The sequence below is a fragment of the Fusobacterium necrogenes genome, from assembly GCF_900450765.1.
In the GTDB taxonomy this organism is placed as follows: Bacteria; Fusobacteriota; Fusobacteriia; order Fusobacteriales; family Fusobacteriaceae; genus Fusobacterium_A; species Fusobacterium_A necrogenes.
Genome location: NZ_UGGU01000003.1, coordinates 161,818 through 180,212, shown reverse-complemented (window position 1 = coordinate 180,212; position 18,395 = coordinate 161,818). Strand labels below are relative to the sequence as shown.

General features: G+C 28.8%; 14 protein-coding genes. 12 read left to right on the top strand and 2 right to left on the bottom strand.

Features of this window, described 5'->3' with window-relative positions:
* Positions 1-98: 98 nt before the first annotated feature.
* The 12 genes from rfbD to DYA59_RS01140 all read left to right on the top strand — a co-directional run bounded on the left by rfbD (position 99) and on the right by DYA59_RS01140 (position 15,834).
* Positions 99-1,523 (top strand): dTDP-4-dehydrorhamnose reductase, encoded by a 1,425-nt coding sequence (gene rfbD / locus DYA59_RS01190; protein WP_115268567.1) that lies wholly within the window; start codon positions 99-101, stop codon positions 1,521-1,523.
* Positions 1,510-2,964 carry a flippase gene (locus DYA59_RS01185; RefSeq protein ID WP_115268565.1) on the top strand — a complete coding sequence of 485 codons (1,455 nt, stop codon included), beginning with the start codon at positions 1,510-1,512 and terminating at the stop codon, positions 2,962-2,964. Before rfbD ends, DYA59_RS01185 begins: the two co-directional genes overlap by 14 nt.
* A 285-nt stretch (positions 2,965-3,249) precedes the next feature.
* Positions 3,250-4,155, top strand: a complete 906-nt coding sequence (locus DYA59_RS01180; protein WP_115268563.1) for a hypothetical protein — start codon at positions 3,250-3,252, stop codon at positions 4,153-4,155.
* Positions 4,156-4,304: 149 nt separating this feature from the next.
* Positions 4,305-5,984 (top strand): AAA family ATPase, encoded by a 1,680-nt coding sequence (locus DYA59_RS01175; protein WP_115268561.1) that lies wholly within the window; start codon positions 4,305-4,307, stop codon positions 5,982-5,984.
* Positions 5,985-6,064: 80 nt separating this feature from the next.
* Positions 6,065-7,747, top strand: coding sequence for an AAA family ATPase (locus DYA59_RS01170; protein ID WP_115268559.1), 1,683 nt, complete (start codon positions 6,065-6,067; stop codon positions 7,745-7,747).
* 97 nt (positions 7,748-7,844) lie between these two features.
* Positions 7,845-9,647, top strand: a complete 1,803-nt coding sequence (locus DYA59_RS01165; protein WP_115268557.1) for a YgiQ family radical SAM protein — start codon at positions 7,845-7,847, stop codon at positions 9,645-9,647.
* Between the two features lie 3 nt (positions 9,648-9,650).
* Positions 9,651-10,973, top strand: coding sequence for a ribosome biogenesis GTPase Der (gene der, locus DYA59_RS01160; protein WP_115268555.1), 1,323 nt, complete (start codon positions 9,651-9,653; stop codon positions 10,971-10,973).
* Positions 10,974-11,200: 227 nt separating this feature from the next.
* Positions 11,201-12,355: a dTDP-glucose 4,6-dehydratase gene (locus DYA59_RS01155; RefSeq protein WP_115268552.1), complete on the top strand. Its 1,155-nt coding sequence runs from the start codon at positions 11,201-11,203 to the stop codon at positions 12,353-12,355.
* A gap of 160 nt (positions 12,356-12,515) precedes the next feature.
* Entirely contained in the window at positions 12,516-13,853 is a 1,338-nt protein-coding gene (locus DYA59_RS01150; RefSeq protein ID WP_115268550.1) for an alanine/glycine:cation symporter family protein, read from the top strand.
* Positions 13,854-13,980: 127 nt separating this feature from the next.
* Positions 13,981-14,220, top strand: coding sequence for a hypothetical protein (locus DYA59_RS01145; RefSeq protein ID WP_115268548.1), 240 nt, complete (start codon positions 13,981-13,983; stop codon positions 14,218-14,220).
* Between the two features lie 15 nt (positions 14,221-14,235).
* On the top strand, positions 14,236-14,364 hold the full coding sequence (locus DYA59_RS09575; RefSeq protein ID WP_281268930.1) for a hypothetical protein: 129 nt from the start codon (positions 14,236-14,238) through the stop codon (positions 14,362-14,364).
* 39 nt (positions 14,365-14,403) lie between these two features.
* Complete coding sequence (locus tag DYA59_RS01140; protein ID WP_115268546.1) at positions 14,404-15,834, top strand: amino acid permease; 1,431 nt, start codon at positions 14,404-14,406, stop codon at positions 15,832-15,834.
* Positions 15,835-15,921: 87 nt separating this feature from the next.
* Here DYA59_RS01140 and DYA59_RS01135 read toward each other — a convergent pair whose 3' ends face one another.
* Positions 15,922-16,575: an L-fuculose-phosphate aldolase gene (locus tag DYA59_RS01135; protein ID WP_115268544.1), complete on the bottom strand. Its 654-nt coding sequence runs from the start codon at positions 16,573-16,575 to the stop codon at positions 15,922-15,924.
* Positions 16,576-16,611: 36 nt separating this feature from the next.
* A complete protein-coding gene (locus tag DYA59_RS01130; protein WP_115268542.1) occupies positions 16,612-18,387 on the bottom strand; it encodes an L-fucose isomerase in 1,776 nt (591 codons plus the stop codon).
* Positions 18,388-18,395 lie beyond the last annotated feature (8 nt).

The window sequence follows — 18,395 nt, the reverse complement described above, 5'->3', positions numbered from 1 at the left end:
AATATTAATGGATCATAAGAAAAATAATGTTTTAAATATTAAAGAAAAAGAATAATAACATATATAAAATTATTTTATAAATGAAATAGGTGGAGTAGATGAGTAAGTTTAAAAAAATAGAAACAGGAATAGAAGGATTATATATAATAGAATCTACTGTATTTGGAGATAATAGAGGTTTTTTCTTAGAGTCATATAGTAAAAAAGAATTTGAAGAGATAGAAATAACAGAAGAATTTGTACAAGATAATCATTCTAAATCTAGAAAAGGAGTATTGAGAGGATTACATTTTCAAACTAAACATTCTCAAGGAAAATTAGTAAGAGTAGTAAAAGGCTCAGTATATGATGTAGCAGTAGATATTAGAAAAAAAAGTAAAACATATGGTAAGTGGTATGGAGTAGAATTAAGCGCAGAAAATAAAAAGATGTTCTATATACCAGCTGGATTTGCTCATGGATTTTTAACTTTAGAAGATGATACAGAGTTTCAATATAAATGTACAGATATATATGCGCCACAATATGATAGTGGAATAATGTACAATGATAAAGATTTAAATATAGATTGGAAATTAAAAGAATATGGGATAACAGAGTTAATTTTATCAGAAAAAGATAAAAAACATCAAACCTTTAAAGAGTATACAGAAAATTATCAAGGAGATTATGTATTGCTTACTGGTGCTAATGGCCAATTAGGACAAGATTTTCAAAAGTTATTTGATAAATTAGGAGTTAGATATATAGCTACTGATTATCAAGATCTTGATATAACAGATAAAGAAAAAATAAAAATGTATATGAATAGTAATAATTTTACAGTAGTTATTAATTGCGCTGCATATAATGATGTAGATAAGGCAGAAGATGAAGTTGAAAAGTGTTATTCTTTAAATACTTATGCACCTAAAAATTTAGCAGAGATCTGTAAAGAAAAAGATATTATTTTTGTAACCTATTCGACAGATTTTGTATTTGATGGAGAAAAAGAGATACCATATGTAGAAGAAGATACTCCTAATCCTTTATCAATATATTCTAAATCTAAGTTAGAAGGCGAGAAATACTCTTTAAAATATGAGAAGGCTTTTTTAATTAGGACATCTTGGGTATTTGGAATGGGAAATAATAATTTTTGTAAACAAGTAATAAGTTGGTCAAAAGAAAAAGATATATTAAAGATAGTAGATGATCAAGTATCTAGCCCAACATATTCAAGGGATTTAGCAGAATTTTCTTGGGCTTTAATACAAACAGATAAGTATGGATTATATCATTTTTCAAATGCAGGAGAAACTTCTAAGTACGAACAAGCAGAATATATATTAAATAAGATAGGCTGGAGAGGAAAATTAGAAAGAGCAAAGACAAATGATTTTCCATTAAAGGCAAAAAGAGCTAAATATTCAAAATTAGATAGTAGTAAGATAGAGAGATTAGTAAATAAGAAGATACCTCATTGGAAAGAGGGGATTGATAGATTTTTAGAAGAGATGGGAATAATTGATGAAAATAAATAGTGTAAAGATAAACTTTCTATTAAATACAACTAGAATGTTATTAGGAATAGTATTTGTCTTATTAACAACACCTTATGTTACGAGAGTATTAGGAGTAGAAAATTTAGGAAAAGTAGATTATATTAATTCTGTAATTACTTATTTTCTTCTTTTTACAGCTTTAGGTATTCCTAATTATGGTCTTAGAGAGGTTGCTAGATGTAGAGAAGATAAAAGGAAACTATCAAAAATAGTCTTTGAGTTAGGAATAATATTATTTATAACAACAATTATTGGATATGTGGTTCTTTTAATATTTTTATATAATACCAGATTACTGGAATTAAAAAATTTAGTTTTGATTATGTCAATAAATTTGATATTTACTAATATAGGGTTTGAATGGTTTTATCAAGGAATTGAAAATCAAATATATATAACTATTAGATATATTATAGTTAGATTTATATGCTTAATTTTATTATTTTTTTTAGTAAAAAATTCAAATGATTATTTAAAGTATGGCTTTATAATAGTATTAATAAATAGTGGTTCAAATATTTTAAACTTTATAAATTTAAGAAAATATATAAGCTTCAAAGAAATAAAATATAAAGAATTAGAGATTCTAAAACATATAAAGCCAATATTAATCATTTTTTCAGCTAGTATCGCAACAAGTATTTATTTACAATTAGATATTGTAATGATAGGAAATATAGATAAGAGTTCAGTAGCTCTATATAATGTGCCTAATAAAATAATAAGGTTGATATTAACTATAGTAACTGCTTTAGGTGTTGTGATGTTACCGAGAGTATCAAACTCTTATCAAAAAAATGATATAGAAAATTATAAAAAATATTTAAACTATTCTTTAAATTATATTTTGATGCTTTCTTTACCAGCTTTAACTGGTATAGTATTACTTTCAAAAAATATAATTTTAATCATGGCAGGAGAAAAATTTTTATCTTCAATAAAAACAATGAATATTTTAGCAATAATAATATTTATAGTTGGAATAGCATATTTTTTAGGATACCAGTTATTATACCCAAGAGGATTAGAGAGATATTATACTTATTCTGTAGCTATAGCGGCAATAGTAAATTTTGTATTTAATTATATAATGATTCCTAAGTATCTTCAAAATGGTGCAGCAATAGGGACTGTTATAGCGGAAAGTATTGGTGTTATTATGATGCTATATTTTTCAAGAAGTATATTAAGAGAAATAAATTTTTTTTCTATAAAAAGGTTAAAATATTTCACAGCAGCTATAATGATGGGAATAGTAGTATATATGATAACACTTCAAAACTTTAATAATATTGTAACAATTATATATTCTATTATAGTAGGAATAATTGTATATTTTTTTACTTTATTTATAATGAAAGAAGAGTATACTCAAGAAGGAATAAAATTATTAAAGAAAAAATTTAAAAAAAGAAGTTAAAATAGAAGTATATTCTGTAGTAAATTCTGCTACTGAATATCATATGGATAGAATATTTTTAGAAAGTAACAAACACCAAAAAATAGATATTTTAGCATTATAAATTATAAATAGGGAGTAGAGATACACTGCTTCCTATTTTTTTATAAATACTATGATATAATATATGAAAGACAAAAGAAAAGGAGAGATATAGATATATTAGAATATTTTTAAAAAGATAAAATATTAAAACAATAAATATGATGAATGTACTATTAAAATAGCAGTAGAGAGGTAAATAATATGGAAAAACTAAAAACTTTAAAAGGTAGATTAAAAGAAAATTTAAAAAAAATTTGTAAAAACAAAGAAGATTTAAAAACATGGTTAGAAATATTACTATTATTAACTCCTATATTTGTGTTGATGCTTACAACATTTGAAAAATTAAATTTTACCAATTTTTATATGATTCCAAGTGAGTATAAGGAATTAGATATCTATAGAGTATTAAAAAAAATAGTTTTAGCTTTTATTATTTTAACTTTATATTATAACTGTTTTTTTCTAGAGATAACTACATCAATAAAGGATTTAAAAAATATTATTCTATTTTTAAAAAGAAAAAGTATAAAAAATAAAAATAGGAAGAAAATTATTAGAGGTATAAAAAGTTTTAGTTTATTTTTTTCTTTATTATATGTAGTATTAATAGGTGGATTATTAGGAATTTTTTATTATTTTATTCTAGCTGATAGTTTGACACACTTTTTTTCAGAAAAAATACAGGCCATAGCTTTAAAATTATCTAAAGAATTTTATGAAAAAACCTTTCATTTTTTTATAATACTTAATTCTGTATTATTTTTATTTTACAGATTTTCAACGAAATATTTGAAAAAATTTTTTAAATTGCTCATTGTAATATTAGGAGTAATTTTATTTATATATATATTTAAAGACATTTTTAATGAATCAGAATGGAAAAGAAGCTATGAATTATTAATTGATAATGAAAAAATTGAAGTAGTTTTATCTAAAAAAGATGGGAAATTGATTGTAGCAGATGGTGAAATTACAGAAAATAATGGATTAGAAACTTTAATAATAGATACAAAAAAATATAAAATAAAAAATTCTGATGGATTAACTTTAGAATATCGAAATTTTTCTAAAATTGAAATAAAAAGTAATAAAAATGATAAATGATACAATATTTAAAAATTTTTTAATTAATAAAAAAGAAAAAAGATAATTTAAACTACAAAAAAAGATTAGAGAGTTTAGGCTCTCTATTTTTTTTACTCATATTATGGTATAATATATGAGAAATAAAAAAAGAAAAGTGAGGTGTGGATATGTTAAAAGGATTACCAATAGGAGTAGAAGATTTTAAAAAAATAAGAGAAACAAACTGTTACTATATAGATAAAACCAAATTGATAGAAGATTTACTAATTGACAAGACAGAGGTAAAGCTCTTTTGTCGTCCAAGAAGATTTGGAAAGACCTTAAGTATGTCTACACTAAGATATTTCTTTGATATAAAAAATAAAGAAGAAAATAGAAAACTCTTTGATGGACTATATATATCTAACTCCCCTATGATGTCAGAACAGGGAAAATATCCAGTAATATTTATAACTATGAAGGGAATTATTGGAAGAAATTTAGAAGAGGTAATAAAAGATATAGAAGTAAAAATCTATGAACTATACAATAGATATTTTTTTATAGAAGAGAGATTAAATCCAAATGCTAGAGAGGTTTTTAATAGATTAGCAAGAAAAGAAGGAAGTATTGCTGAGATAAAAAGCTCTTTGAGATTTTTAACACAATTCTTATATGAGTACTATAACCAAAAAGTAGTTCTTTTAATAGATGAGTATGATTCTCCACTACTTAATGCAGTTGAAAAAGGTTACTATACAGAGATGAAAGATTTTTTGAGAGCTTTCTATGGTGATGCACTAAAAACTAATGAGTACTTACAGATGGGAGTACTAACTGGAATAATTAGAGTAACACAGGCAGGAATATTTTCAGACTTAAATAATATAGAGAACTACACAATATTAAAAAAATCCTACTCTCAATACTTTGGATTACTTGAAATGGAAGTAGAACAAGCGCTTAAATACTATGGAATAGAGTACAAACTAGATGAGGTAAGAGCTTGGTATGATGGATATAACTTTGCAGGAACAGAGGTATATAATCCACTAAGTATCTTAAAATATATCAAAGAAAAAGAACTAGAATCATACTGGATAAATACCTCTGGAAATGCGCTAATTATGGAGATAATAGCCAATAGTGATGATAGAGTAATCAAGGATTTAGAAAAACTCTTTGAAGAGAAAGAGTTAGAGACAGCAGTGGACTTAGAGCTAGATATGGGAAAAAGTTTGTTAGAGAGTGATATATGGAGCTTGATGCTCTCATCTGGATATCTGACAATAAAAGAGAAGATAGATAGAAAAAATTACATAATCAAAATACCTAATAAAGAGATAAGAACATTCTTTAAAGATGCTTTTATCAAGATGGTATTTAGAGGAACAAGATATGTAAATGATGTAAAAAGGGCACTACTAACTAAAGATTTAGAATCCTTTGAGATAGCTTTTCAAAATATGGTGCTAGAGAGCATAAGTTTTCATAATACTACTTTGAATATGAGAAAAGAGGAAGGTAAAGAAGTAGATGAGCTAGCCTACTCAGAGGTACCATACCATATGTTTATGTTGGGCTTTTTGACATCTATGCAGGATAAATTCTATGTAACTCCAGAACAAGAAAGTGGCTTAGGTAGAGCAGATATCTTACTAGAACCAAAGAATAAAAATGGAGTGGGATATATATTAGAGATAAAGGCAACTAGAAAAAATAGCAGAATAAGTAACTTGGCTAAGAGAGCGCACAAACAAATAGATAGTAAAATATATGAGACAGAGCTAAGAAAAAGAGGAGTAGTAGACATAGTAAAAATTGGAATAGCCTTTAGAGGAAAAGAGGTAGAGTTTCACTATGAATAGAGAGTTTAGGCTCTCTATTTTTTTTACTCATATTATGGTATAATATATGAGAAATAAAAAAAGAAAAGTGAGGTGTGGATATGTTAAAAGGATTACCAATAGGGGTAGAAGATTTTAAAAAAATAAGAGAAACAAACTGTTACTATATAGATAAAACCAAATTGATAGAAGATTTACTAATTGACAAGACAGAGGTAAAGCTCTTTTGTCGTCCAAGAAGATTTGGAAAGACCTTAAGTATGTCTACACTAAGATATTTCTTTGATATAAAAAATAAAGAAGAAAATAGAAAACTCTTTGATGGACTATATATATCCAACTCTCCTATGATGTCTGAGCAAGGAAAATACCCAGTTATATTTATCAGTATGAAAGGAATTACTTCTTCAAATTGGAGTGAGGCTATCAAAAATATTAGTGAAAAGATTTTTAAACTATATAATCAATTTGATGGAATAATTAATTCTAATTTTAATGAGGTGGAGAGTAAAAAGTTTCAAAGATTACTTAGTCAAGAAAGTGGACAAGCTGAAATGCAGACAGCACTATCTTTTTTGACATCGCTTTTGTATAAATATTATAATCGAAAGGTAATTCTTTTAATAGATGAATATGACTCTCCTATTCTTTCAGCTGTTGAAAAAAGTTACTATACAGAGATGAAAGATTTTTTGAGAGCTTTCTATGGTGATGCACTAAAAACTAATGAATACTTACAGATGGGAGTACTAACTGGAATAATTAGAGTAACACAGGCAGGAATATTTTCTGATTTAAATAATATAGAGAACTATACAATATTAAAAAAATCTTACTCTCAATACTTTGGACTATTAGAAGCTGAGGTAGAGGAAGCCTTAAGATACTATGGAATAGAGTACAAGTTAGATGAGGTAAGAGCTTGGTATGATGGGTATAACTTTGTAGGAACAGAAGTCTACAATCCATTGAGTATCTTAAAATATATCAAAGAAAAAGAACTAGAATCATACTGGATAAATACCTCTGGAAATGCGCTAATTATGGAGATAATAGCCAATAGTGATGATAGGGTAATCAAGGATTTAGAAAAACTCTTTGAAGAAAAAGAGTTAGAGACAACAGTGGACTTAGAACTAGATATGGGAAAAAGTCTGTTAGAGAGTGATATATGGAGCTTGATGCTCTCATCTGGATATCTGACAATAAAAGAGAAGATAGATAGAAAAAATTATATAATCAAAATTCCTAATAAAGAGATAAGAACATTCTTTAAAGATGCTTTTATCAAGATGGTATTTAGAGGAACAAGATATGTAAATGATGTAAAGAGGGCACTACTAACTAAAGATTTAGAATCCTTTGAGATAGCTTTTCAAAATATGGTGCTAGAGAGCATAAGTTTTCATAATACTACTTTGAATATGAGAAAAGAGGAAGGTAAAGAAGTAGATGAACTAGCTTATTCAGAGGTACCATACCAAATGTTTATGTTGGGCTTTTTGACATCTATGCAGGATAAATTCTATGTAACTCCAGAACAAGAAAGTGGCTTAGGTAGAGCAGATATCTTACTAGAGCCAAAGAATAAAAATGGAGTGGAATATATATTAGAGATAAAGGCAACTAGAAAAAATAGCAGAATAAGTAACTTGGCTAAGAGAGCTCATAAACAAATAGATAGTAAGATATATGAAACAGAGCTAAGAAAAAGAGGAGTAATAGACATAGTAAAAATTGGAATAGCCTTTAGAGGAAAAGAGGTAGAGTTTCATTACGAATAGAGAGTTTAGGCTCTCTATTTTTTTATAAAAAATAATTCGTAAAATTTTATAAAATATGATAAAATAAAGGGTAAATTATAAAAGGTTAGGTGATGTTATGTTTTTACCTACTACAATGGAAGAGGTAAAAAAATTAGGCTGGGGAGATCTAGATGTAATTTTAATATCAGGTGATACCTATATAGATAGTTCATATAATGGTAGTGCTATCATAGGAAAATGGCTACTAAAACATGGCTTTAAAGTAGGAATAATAGCTCAACCAGATATAAATAGTGATCTTGATATAAAAAGATTGGGAGTACCTAGACTTTACTGGGCAATATCTGGTGGCTGTGTAGACTCTATGGTAGCTAACTATACAGCTACAAAAAAGAAAAGAAAGCAAGATGATTTTACTCCAGGTGGAGAAAATATAAAAAGACCGGATAGAGCTGTAATAGCCTATACAAATTTGATAAAAAGATTTTTTAAAAACTATAATATACCAATAGTAATAAGTGGTATAGAATCAAGCCTTAGAAGAATCACCCACTATGACTATTGGAGTAACTCTCTTAGAAGACCTATAATTTTTGATGCTAAGGCGGATATTTTATCTTATGGTATGGGTGAGAAATCTATGTTAGCACTAGCTAGAGCCTTAAAAGGTGGAAGAGAATGGAGGAATATAAGAGGACTTTGTTATATTTCTAAAGATAAAAACGAAAGCTATCTAGAACTTCCTTCTTATGAAGAGTGTGTGGCTGATAAATTCAAATTTATAGATGCTTTTAATAATTTTTATATAAATTGTGATCCAATAACTGCTAAAGGCTTATATCAAAAATGTGGAGATAGATATCTGATACAAAATCCACCTAGTGAAAACTTTACCTCTGATGAGTTAGATGAGATATACTCTATGGATTTTGAAAGAGAAGTACACCCATATTATAAAAAAATGGGAAATGTAAGAGCACTTGATACAATTAAAAACTCTGTTACTACACATAGAGGCTGTTATGGAGAGTGCAACTTCTGTGCTATAGCTATCCATCAAGGTCGTACTGTAGTATCTAGAAGTGAGGATTCAATTGTAGAAGAAATAAAAGAGATAGCCTCTGCTCCTAAATTTAAAGGATATATATCGGATGTAGGTGGTCCCACTGCTAATATGTATCAAGTTGAATGTACAAAAAAATTAAAACTAGGAGCTTGTCCGGATAGAAGGTGTCTTTATCCTAAGAAATGTCCTGCGTTAAAAATAGATCATAGCAAACAAATAGATCTTTTAAAAAAATTAAAAAAAATAGATAAAATAAAAAAAATATTTATCGCATCCGGAATAAGATATGACATGATTCTAGACGATAGTAAATGTGGACAAATTTACCTTGAAGAATTAGTAAAAGATCATGTATCTGGGCAGATGAAAATAGCTCCTGAACATACAGAAGATAAGGTTTTATCTCTGATGGGAAAAGATGGGAAAGCCCCTCTTAAAGAGTTTAAAAATAGATTTTATAAGATAAATGAAAAATATGGATTAAAACAATTTTTAACTTATTACCTCATAGCTGCTCATCCAGGCTGCGATGAAAAAGATATGCTAGATTTGAAAAAATTTGCTTCTGCAGAGCTAAAAGTTAATCCAGAACAGGTACAAATATTTACACCAACACCTTCTACATATTCGACACTTATGTATTATACAGAGATAAATCCTTTTACTGGAAAAAAGATGTTTGTAGAAAAAGATAATGGAAGAAAGCAGAGACAAAAAGATATTGTTATACCACAAGAAAAAAATATAAAAGGTAAAAGTGGAAATAAAAATACAGGAAATGAAAAACAATCAAGTTTTAAACAAATAAAGAAAAAGTTTAATAATAATAGAGAAAAGAAGATAGGGAGGTAAAAAATGAAACCTATTGTTGCAATAGTTGGAAGACCAAATGTGGGTAAGTCAACCTTATTTAATAACCTAGTAGGAGATAGAGTGGCTATCGTTGATGATATGCCAGGAGTTACAAGAGATAGACTTTATAGAGAAACAGAATGGAATGGTACAGAGTTTGTGGTAGTGGATACTGGAGGGCTTGAACCGAGAAATAACGACTTTATGATGACAAAAATTAAACAACAAGCAGAAGTTGCTATGAATGAAGCTGATGTGATTTTATTTGTTGTTGATGGTAAGTGTGGAGTAAACCCATTAGATGAAGAAATAGCTTATATCTTAAGAAAGAAAAATAAACCAATCATTCTATGTGTAAATAAGATAGATAACTTCTTAGAGCAACAAGATGATGTATATGATTTCTGGGCATTAGGGTTTGAACATCTTATACCAATCTCTGGAGGACATAAGGTAAACCTTGGGGATATGTTGGATATGGTTACAGATATGATTAAAAAAATAGATATTCCTGAAGAGGAAGAAGATGTCTTAAAACTTGCTATTATAGGAAAACCTAATGCTGGAAAATCTTCTCTCGTAAATAGACTAGCTGGAGAAGAAAGAACTATAGTAAGTGACATAGCTGGAACTACTAGAGATGCTATTGATACTATCATTGAATTTGATGAAAAAAAATATATGATAATAGATACTGCTGGTATTAGAAGGAAATCCAAAATAGAGGAAAGCTTAGAATACTACTCTGTTCTTAGAGCTATCAAAACTATAAAAAGAGCAGATGTATGCTTACTTATGTTAGATGGAAAAGAGGGACTAAGTGAGCAAGATAAAAGAATAGCTGGAATAGCTGCTGAAGAGTTAAAACCTATAATTGTAGTAGTTAATAAATGGGATTTAGTAGATAAACAATCTAACACTATGGAGAAGATGAGAGAAAAACTTTATGCAGAGTTACCATTCCTATCTTATGCTCCAATAGAGTTTGTATCAGCTTTAACAGGACAAAGAACAACAAAACTTCTAGAAATAGCTGATCAAATATTTGAAGAATATAATAAAAGAATATCTACTGGTATTTTAAACACAGTACTTAAAGAAGCTATACTTATGAATAATCCACCTACAAGAAAAGGTAGAGTTGTAAAAATTAATTACGCTACACAAGTATCTGTTGCACCTCCAAGATTTGTTTTATTCTGTAATTATCCAGAGTTAGTTCATTTTTCATATGCTAGATATATTGAAAATAAATTTAGGGAAGCTTTTGGTTTTGATGGTTCTCCTATCCTAATTAGTTTCGAAAAGAAAACTGGAGAGAATTAGTACAAATTTATAATTAATCTGTAACAATTTTGTCATAATTCTATGATATTATTAAACCATAATAAATCTTTCCCCAAAATATTTTATATATTAGATAACAAACAACAAGAAACCATTGGTGCAAACCAGTGGTTTTTTGTTATATATCTATTATTCTATTTGTTTTTTTTTTAAGAAAATGTTAAAATATGAACGAAAGATAAAACTTAAAACTAAAGGAGAGGAATATGAAAACATACTTAGTCACAGGAGCAGCCGGATTTATAGGAGTAAACTTCGTAAAGTACATGCTTGAAAAATATGAAAATAACATACAAATAATAGTCTTAGATAAGCTTACTTATGCTGGAAATAAAGATAGTTTAAAAGATGAAATTGAGCATAATAAAATAGATTTTGTCAAAGGAGATATTGCTAACAAAGAACTAGTTGAAAATATCTTTGCAAGGTATGATATAGATTATGTAGTTAACTTTGCAGCTGAATCTCATGTAGATAGGAGTATTCTTGGTCCTAAAGTTTTTTTAGAAACAAATATATTAGGAACACAAAATTTATTAGAAGTAGCAAAAGACAACTGGACTATAGGAAGAGATGAAAATGGATATCCTATATATAAAGAAGGGAAAAAATATATCCAAATTTCAACTGATGAAGTTTATGGCTCTTTAAATAGAGATTATGTAGAAGCTAAAGCTCTACATCTTGATGAAAATGTAAAAAAAGTCGTTGAGGGAAGAGATAAACTAAAAACTTATGGAGATAAGTTCTTTACTGAAGAAACTCCTTTGGATCCAAGATCACCATATTCATCATCAAAGGCTTCAGGTGACATGATAGTAAGGGCCTATGCTGAGACATATAAACTACCTATCAATATTACAAGATGTTCAAACAATTATGGTCCGTACCAATTCCCAGAAAAATTGATTCCGTTAATTATAAAAAATATATTGGAAGGAAAAACTCTTCCAGTTTATGGAGATGGAAGTAATGTGAGAGATTGGCTATTTGTAAAAGATCACAATAAGGCTGTCGATATGGTAATAAATAATGGAAAATTAGGAGAAATTTACAATATTGGGGGATTTAACGAAGAAAAAAATATCAATATAGTAAAATTGACAATAGATACAATAGCTAAAATAATGACAGAAGAACCTGAATATAGAAAAATATTAAAAACAGGTATTGAAAATATCAATTACAATTTAATATCATATGTGCAAGACAGACTTGGACACGACGCAAGATATGCAATAGATCCAACAAAAATAGCAGTGGAGTTAGGTTGGTATCCAGAAACTCCATTTGATAAAGGAATAGAAAAAACAATTAGATGGTATTTAGATAACCAAGAATGGGTAGAAAATATAAAGTAAATACGAACAAAAAAAGAGATTCATCAAATGATGAATCTCTTTTAAATTAAATATTTTATCTACTTTATTACGAACAAAAAATAAAAAAAATTGATGGTATTATTTTTCGAAATCGAGTGATAAAATATATTTGAAAATAAAATAAAGGAGAAAAAGTTCAATGGATAGTATAAGAGAAATAATAAATTTTGTGAACAATCTACTATGGGGGAAAAATATCCTGGTAGTTATGTTAATAGGAACGGCTATATTTTTAAGTTTAAGAACTAATTTTATGCAATTTAGATTATTTGGTGATATAATTAAAATCCTAAATAAAGATGAAAAAAATAAAGAAGGAATAAGTTCATTAGAAGCTTTTTTCTTAGGTACAGCATGTAGAGTCGGAGCTGGAAATATAACTGGGGTAGTAGCAGCTATTTCAGTAGGAGGTCCTGGTTCTATATTTTGGATGTGGCTTGTGGCTCTTTTAGGAGCAGCTACTTCTTTTGTTGAATCTTGTCTAGCTGTCATGTATAGAGAAAGGATTACAAGAAAAGAATATAGAGGTGGAACACCATGGATAATAGAAAAAAGATTGAATAAAAGATGGCTTGGAATAATATATGCAATAGCTTCAATTATATGTTATATAGGAGTTATTCAAGTAATGTCTAACTCTATAACTGAATCTGTAAATAGTGCCTACGGTCTAAATATTAAACATATCGCAATTGGACTTACTATAATCGTAGGATTAATAATCTTCAGTAGAGGAAAAAAAGATAGTATAATAATAGCCTTAAATAAAATTGTACCTGTAATGGCTATACTTTATTTAATTGTTGTATTATTTGTTATTATAACTAATTTTACATCTATTCCTGGAATGTTAATAAAAATAATAGAACAAGCTTTTAGACCTAATGAAATGATAGGTGGTGGAGTAGGAATAGTTATAATGCAAGGAGTTAGAAGAGGCCTTTTTTCAAATGAAGCTGGAAGTGGAGATTCAAACTACGCAGCAGCTGTAGTTGATATAGATGAACCAGCTAAGCAAGGTATGGTACAAGCTCTTGGAGTATTTGTTGATACATTAATTGTATGTAGTGCAACAGCGTTCATAATCTTACTTGCTGATTCAGAAGTACTAGCTAATACAAGTGGAATGACTATGTTCCAAGAAGCTATCAAAAGTCACATAGGATGGATAGGAATTCCTTTCACCATAGTTGTACTATTTTTCTTTTCTCTTAGTACAATACTAGCTGTTACCTTCTACGGAAAAAATGCTATCAACTTTATAACAGAAGCTAAAGAATTAAAATATGTATATCATATAATAGTAGTGATAATGGTATTTATCGGTGGAATAGAACAAAATTTTTTCGTATGGTCACTAGCTGATTTTGGATTGGGAATAATGACAGTAATTAATATCATCTGCATTTTACCAATAGCTGGAGAAGCCATTGCTGAATTAAAAAAATATGAAAAATTATTAAAAAATGAAAAATAATACTTAATGAGCTGTTGCAATAATATTTTGCAACAGCTTTTTTATAAAGAAATAAATTTTTATTAAAGTTGACTATTTTAATAAAGAATAATATAATAGTAGTATACTAAAAAAAGGAAGTGATATAATGAATACATTAGATAAAAAAGAATTAGAAAATATATTACAAGAGATGAAAACAAATGGGAAATATGAAGAGTATCATGAGATGATTTTAGATGATTTTGAAGAACATCAAATAGTATATAAACTAGACCCAGATGAAATGATAGCTCTTGCTTACAAAAATAATACTATCCCTTTTAAGATGAAAGAATATTATGATTGGCATGAGATGAATCTTTTGATAGAAGAGGATTTGGATTAATTTCAAAGAGATATGATGAGATATATAGAAATAGTTAAAAAATCATTTAAAACATTTTATTCAATAAGAGCAGATGAAAGTGGAGGAGTAACTAAATTAAGATATACAAAAAATTATAAATTTTTTCTATTTTTTATGATATAATCTATGGTGTTTGTAATTTTAAAAAAAGGAGAAAGACTGATGGAAACAAAAAAACTTAATTGGCGTACCTTAGCAATGATGGGATTCACAGTTGTATGGGGATTTGGAAATGTTGTTAACAATTACGCTAACCAAGGACTTACAGTTGTAATTTCATGGTTATTAATTCTTACATTCTACTTTTTACCATATGCATTAATGGTAGGAGAGATGGGTTCTGTATTTGAAAATAAAGGTGGAGGAGTATCAAGTTGGATAGGTTCAACTTATGGTCCAATGATAGCTTATCTTGCTGGTTGGACATATTGGGTAGTACATATTCCTTATCTTGCCCAAAAACCTCAAGGAGCATTAGTTGCTCTTAGTTGGGTATTTTTCCAAAATGGAGATGTGATTAAAAGCTTTAATCCTTTAATTCTACAAAGCATTGTACTTGCTATTTTTCTATTTTTCTTATGGCTATCATCTAAAGGTATCAACTCACTAAAAAAAATAGGAGCTCTTGCAGGAACTTCAATGTTTTTTATGGGAATATTATATATTCTTTTGACAGTTGCAGCACCATCTATTGTTGGAGCTAACTCCGCTACTACTGACTGGAGTTTAAATACATTTTTACCTAAATTTGATTTTGCATATTTTACAACTCTTTCTATGCTTGTATTTGCTGTTGGCGGTTGTGAAAAGATATCTCCTTATGTTAAAGAAGTGGATAATCCTAATAAAAATTTCCCAAAAGGTATGATTATATTAGCTGCTTCAGTTGGAGTTTCTGCACTTTTAGGTTCACTTGCCATGGGTATAATGTTTAATAGTGGAAATATTCCTGCTGATTTAAAGATGAATGGACAATATTATGCTTTTAAGCTATTAGGAGAATATTATGGTTTAGGAAATACTTTAATGGTCTTGTATGCTATTGCTAATACATTAGGGCAAATTTCTGCTCTTATGTTTTCTATAGATGCTCCATTAAAGATGCTAATTGGAGAAGGAGATAGAAATTTTATCCCTCAATCTTTCACTAAAACTAATGAATATGGTGCACCAATTAATGGATATAAACTAACTGCTATACTAGTAGGTATATTAATTATCATTCCAGCTCTAGGAATTGGTGATATGAATAATCTTTACAACTGGCTTTTAGATCTCAACTCTATTGTCATGCCACTTAGATATTTGTGGGTATTTTTAGCTTATATCGGTCTTAGAGGTTTTATTAAAAATAAAGGACTTATGGAAAAAGCTACTTTTAAATTTATTGCCAGTGATAAAGCAGCTACTTTAGTTGGAATTTGGTGTTTCTTATTTACAGCTTTTGCTTGTTTGATGGGTATTTTTCCTAAAAATGTTGAAACACTTAGTTCAGAATGGATTTTCCAAATTAGTTTAAATATTTTAACACCCATAGTATTAATAGGACTTGGTTTTATTCTTCCAAGAATAGCAAAAAAACAAAATCTATAATAATAAAAAACTACTCAACAAGTTTTTCAACTCATTGAGTAGTTTTTATTTTAAGGAAGTGGTGCCTAATTTAAAAGTCAAGTACTTTTATGCTTTTTTAGTTCTTTGCCCGTAAGTCTTGAATTTTTCAGCCATTAAACTCATCTCTTCATCTGGTAATACTATAGGTTCTCCTATACTTTTTGCCATATAATAAATCTGAGAACAATATTCTATCTCTTCTATTATATTAAAAGCGTTTAATAAATCATTAGCTCCTGCTAATATTCCATGGTTAGCTAATATTACAGCTCTTCTATCTTTCATAGCTTTAGTTGCATTTACTGCTAACTCATGGCTTCCATAAGTTGCATATTCAGCACATCTTACATTTTTTCCAGCTACTGCTATCATATAATGAGTTGCTGGTAGTTCCCAACGTAAACAAGCTAGTACTGTTGCATAAGTTGTATGAGCATGAATTACAGCATCTAAATCTGTTCTTTCCTTATATTGTAATAGATGCATTTCCCATTCACTTGAAGGCAATCTATCTCCTTCTACTATATTTCCTTCTAAGTCCATTATTACTATATCTTCTGGTTGAATTTCAAAGAAATCTATTCCTGAAGGAGTTATAGCCATATAACCACTCTCTCTATCAAAAACACTTAGATTTCCTCCAGTTCCTTTTGTAAGATTTGAAGTAACCAATTTTTTTCCATATTCAACAATCTCTTTACGAGCTTTTTCCATCAACATAATTTTATCTCCTTAATTCTATTTTAATCTTATGTATTATTTAAATAATGGTCCATAGTTTTGACATGCTCTATAATCTTGTCCTTCTTTGTCCATTCCAAATGCATTCCAAGCTGCTGGTCTAAATATTTTTTCCTCTGGTACATTGTGAGCTGCTACTGGTATTCTTAAGATAGAAGCTAGAGTTATTAAATCAGCTCCTATATGTCCATGAACTATTGCTCCGTGATTAGCTCCCCAGTTATTCATTACATCATAAGCAGTTTTAAACATTCCTTTTTCTCCATTACAGATAGGTGCAAACCATGTACATGGCCAAGTATAGTCTGTTCTTTTCCATAATTTTTCAGTTACTTCTTGAGGTAATTTTATACTGTATCCCTCTGCTATTTGTAACATTGGTCCTAATCCTTTTACAAGATTTAATCTAATCATAGTCATTGGCATCTCTGCATCAGTTAAGAATCTTGAAGAGTATCCTCCACCTCTAAAATATCCTAAGTCTGCTGGATTCCATGTAGTTGCTTCTAAACAACTCTTTACATCTTTCTCAGTCATATCATAGAAAGGTTTTATACATCTATTTCCATTTTCATCTACTGCTTGAGCTGAATAATCTAACGCCGATGCTCCAGAGTTAATTAAATGTAAGAATCCATCTGCTTCTTTTGCTACTCCCTCTAACTCATATCCAGTAACACGTTTTACAGCATCTTTACTCCAATAAGTTCTAACATCTGAGAAAAGAGGTGCTTTATTAGTTAAAAGTTTTTCAAATAACATTCCTATTCCATTTAGCACGTCATTTTCAGTAGCTAATACCATAGGTTCACGAGTTCCATTCCAGTCAAAGCTAGAGTTTAATAATGCTTCAGCAAAATCTCCATTAGGGTAGAAGTCTGTCCATTGTCTTTGTCCTTGGAATCCTGCAGCTATTGCATTATGTCCAGATCTTTCCTCTTCACATCCTGCTGGTAAATTAGGATTTCCTTTCATCAAATCTTTAATTATTATCATCATCTTAACTACAAATTCCCATTGCTCATCTTTTATTTCACGAGGATTTTGCATTCCTTCTGGGTTCTTATCAAAACCTTCTTTACAATATTTCTTAGTCCATTCCATAGCTTTTTTGAACTCTTCTTTATCATAAATCTCTTCTGTCATTCTTCTGATAATCTCTACCTCATCAACTGATTCTACTCTCATTCCTAAATACTCTTCTATAAAGTTAGGATCAATTATAGAACCTGCTATTCCCATACAGATAGAACCTATTTGTAAATAACTTTTTCCTCTCATTTGTGCAGCAGCTAAAGCAGCTCTACCAAATCTTAAAAGTTTTTCTTCTACATCTTTAGGTATACTTGTATCATCAGCATCTTGTACTTCATGTCCATAGATTCCAAAAGCTGGTAATCCTTTTTGTGCATGTCCTGCTAATACTGCTGCAAGATATACAGCTCCTGGTCTCTCAGTACCATTGAATCCCCATACTCCTTTTATTGTCATCTTATCCATATCCATAGTTTCTGAACCATAGCACCAACATGGAGTTACTGTTAAAGTGATATCCACATTTTCTCTTCTAAATTTTTCTGCACAAGCTGCAGCTTCATTTACACGTCCTATTGTTGTATCAGCTATTACTACTTGAACTGGTGTTCCATCTGAATATCTTAAATTCTCTTCAAATAATTTTGCAGCAGCCTTTGCCATATTCATTGTTTGCTCTTCAAGAGACTCTCTAACTTTTATCTCTCCTCTTCTTCCATCTATTGTTGGTCTAATTCCTATTTTTGGATAATTCATATTTGTTC

Coding starts and splice junctions, on each gene's coding strand:
- DYA59_RS01140 (WP_115268546.1), top strand. CDS start 14,404: ATGGAAACAAAAAAACTTAATTGGCGTACCTTAGCAATGATGGGATTC.
- DYA59_RS01135 (WP_115268544.1), bottom strand. CDS start 16,575: ATGTTGATGGAAAAAGCTCGTAAAGAGATTGTTGAATATGGAAAAAAA.
- der (WP_115268555.1), top strand. CDS start 9,651: ATGAAACCTATTGTTGCAATAGTTGGAAGACCAAATGTGGGTAAGTCA.
- DYA59_RS01175 (WP_115268561.1), top strand. CDS start 4,305: ATGTTAAAAGGATTACCAATAGGAGTAGAAGATTTTAAAAAAATAAGA.
- DYA59_RS01150 (WP_115268550.1), top strand. CDS start 12,516: ATGGATAGTATAAGAGAAATAATAAATTTTGTGAACAATCTACTATGG.
- DYA59_RS01130 (WP_115268542.1), bottom strand. CDS start 18,387: ATGAATTATCCAAAAATAGGAATTAGACCAACAATAGATGGAAGAAGA.
- DYA59_RS09575 (WP_281268930.1), top strand. CDS start 14,236: ATGAGATATATAGAAATAGTTAAAAAATCATTTAAAACATTTTATTCA.
- DYA59_RS01155 (WP_115268552.1), top strand. CDS start 11,201: ATGAAAACATACTTAGTCACAGGAGCAGCCGGATTTATAGGAGTAAAC.
- rfbD (WP_115268567.1), top strand. CDS start 99: ATGAGTAAGTTTAAAAAAATAGAAACAGGAATAGAAGGATTATATATA.
- DYA59_RS01170 (WP_115268559.1), top strand. CDS start 6,065: ATGTTAAAAGGATTACCAATAGGGGTAGAAGATTTTAAAAAAATAAGA.
- DYA59_RS01145 (WP_115268548.1), top strand. CDS start 13,981: ATGAATACATTAGATAAAAAAGAATTAGAAAATATATTACAAGAGATG.
- DYA59_RS01180 (WP_115268563.1), top strand. CDS start 3,250: ATGGAAAAACTAAAAACTTTAAAAGGTAGATTAAAAGAAAATTTAAAA.
- DYA59_RS01185 (WP_115268565.1), top strand. CDS start 1,510: ATGAAAATAAATAGTGTAAAGATAAACTTTCTATTAAATACAACTAGA.
- DYA59_RS01165 (WP_115268557.1), top strand. CDS start 7,845: ATGTTTTTACCTACTACAATGGAAGAGGTAAAAAAATTAGGCTGGGGA.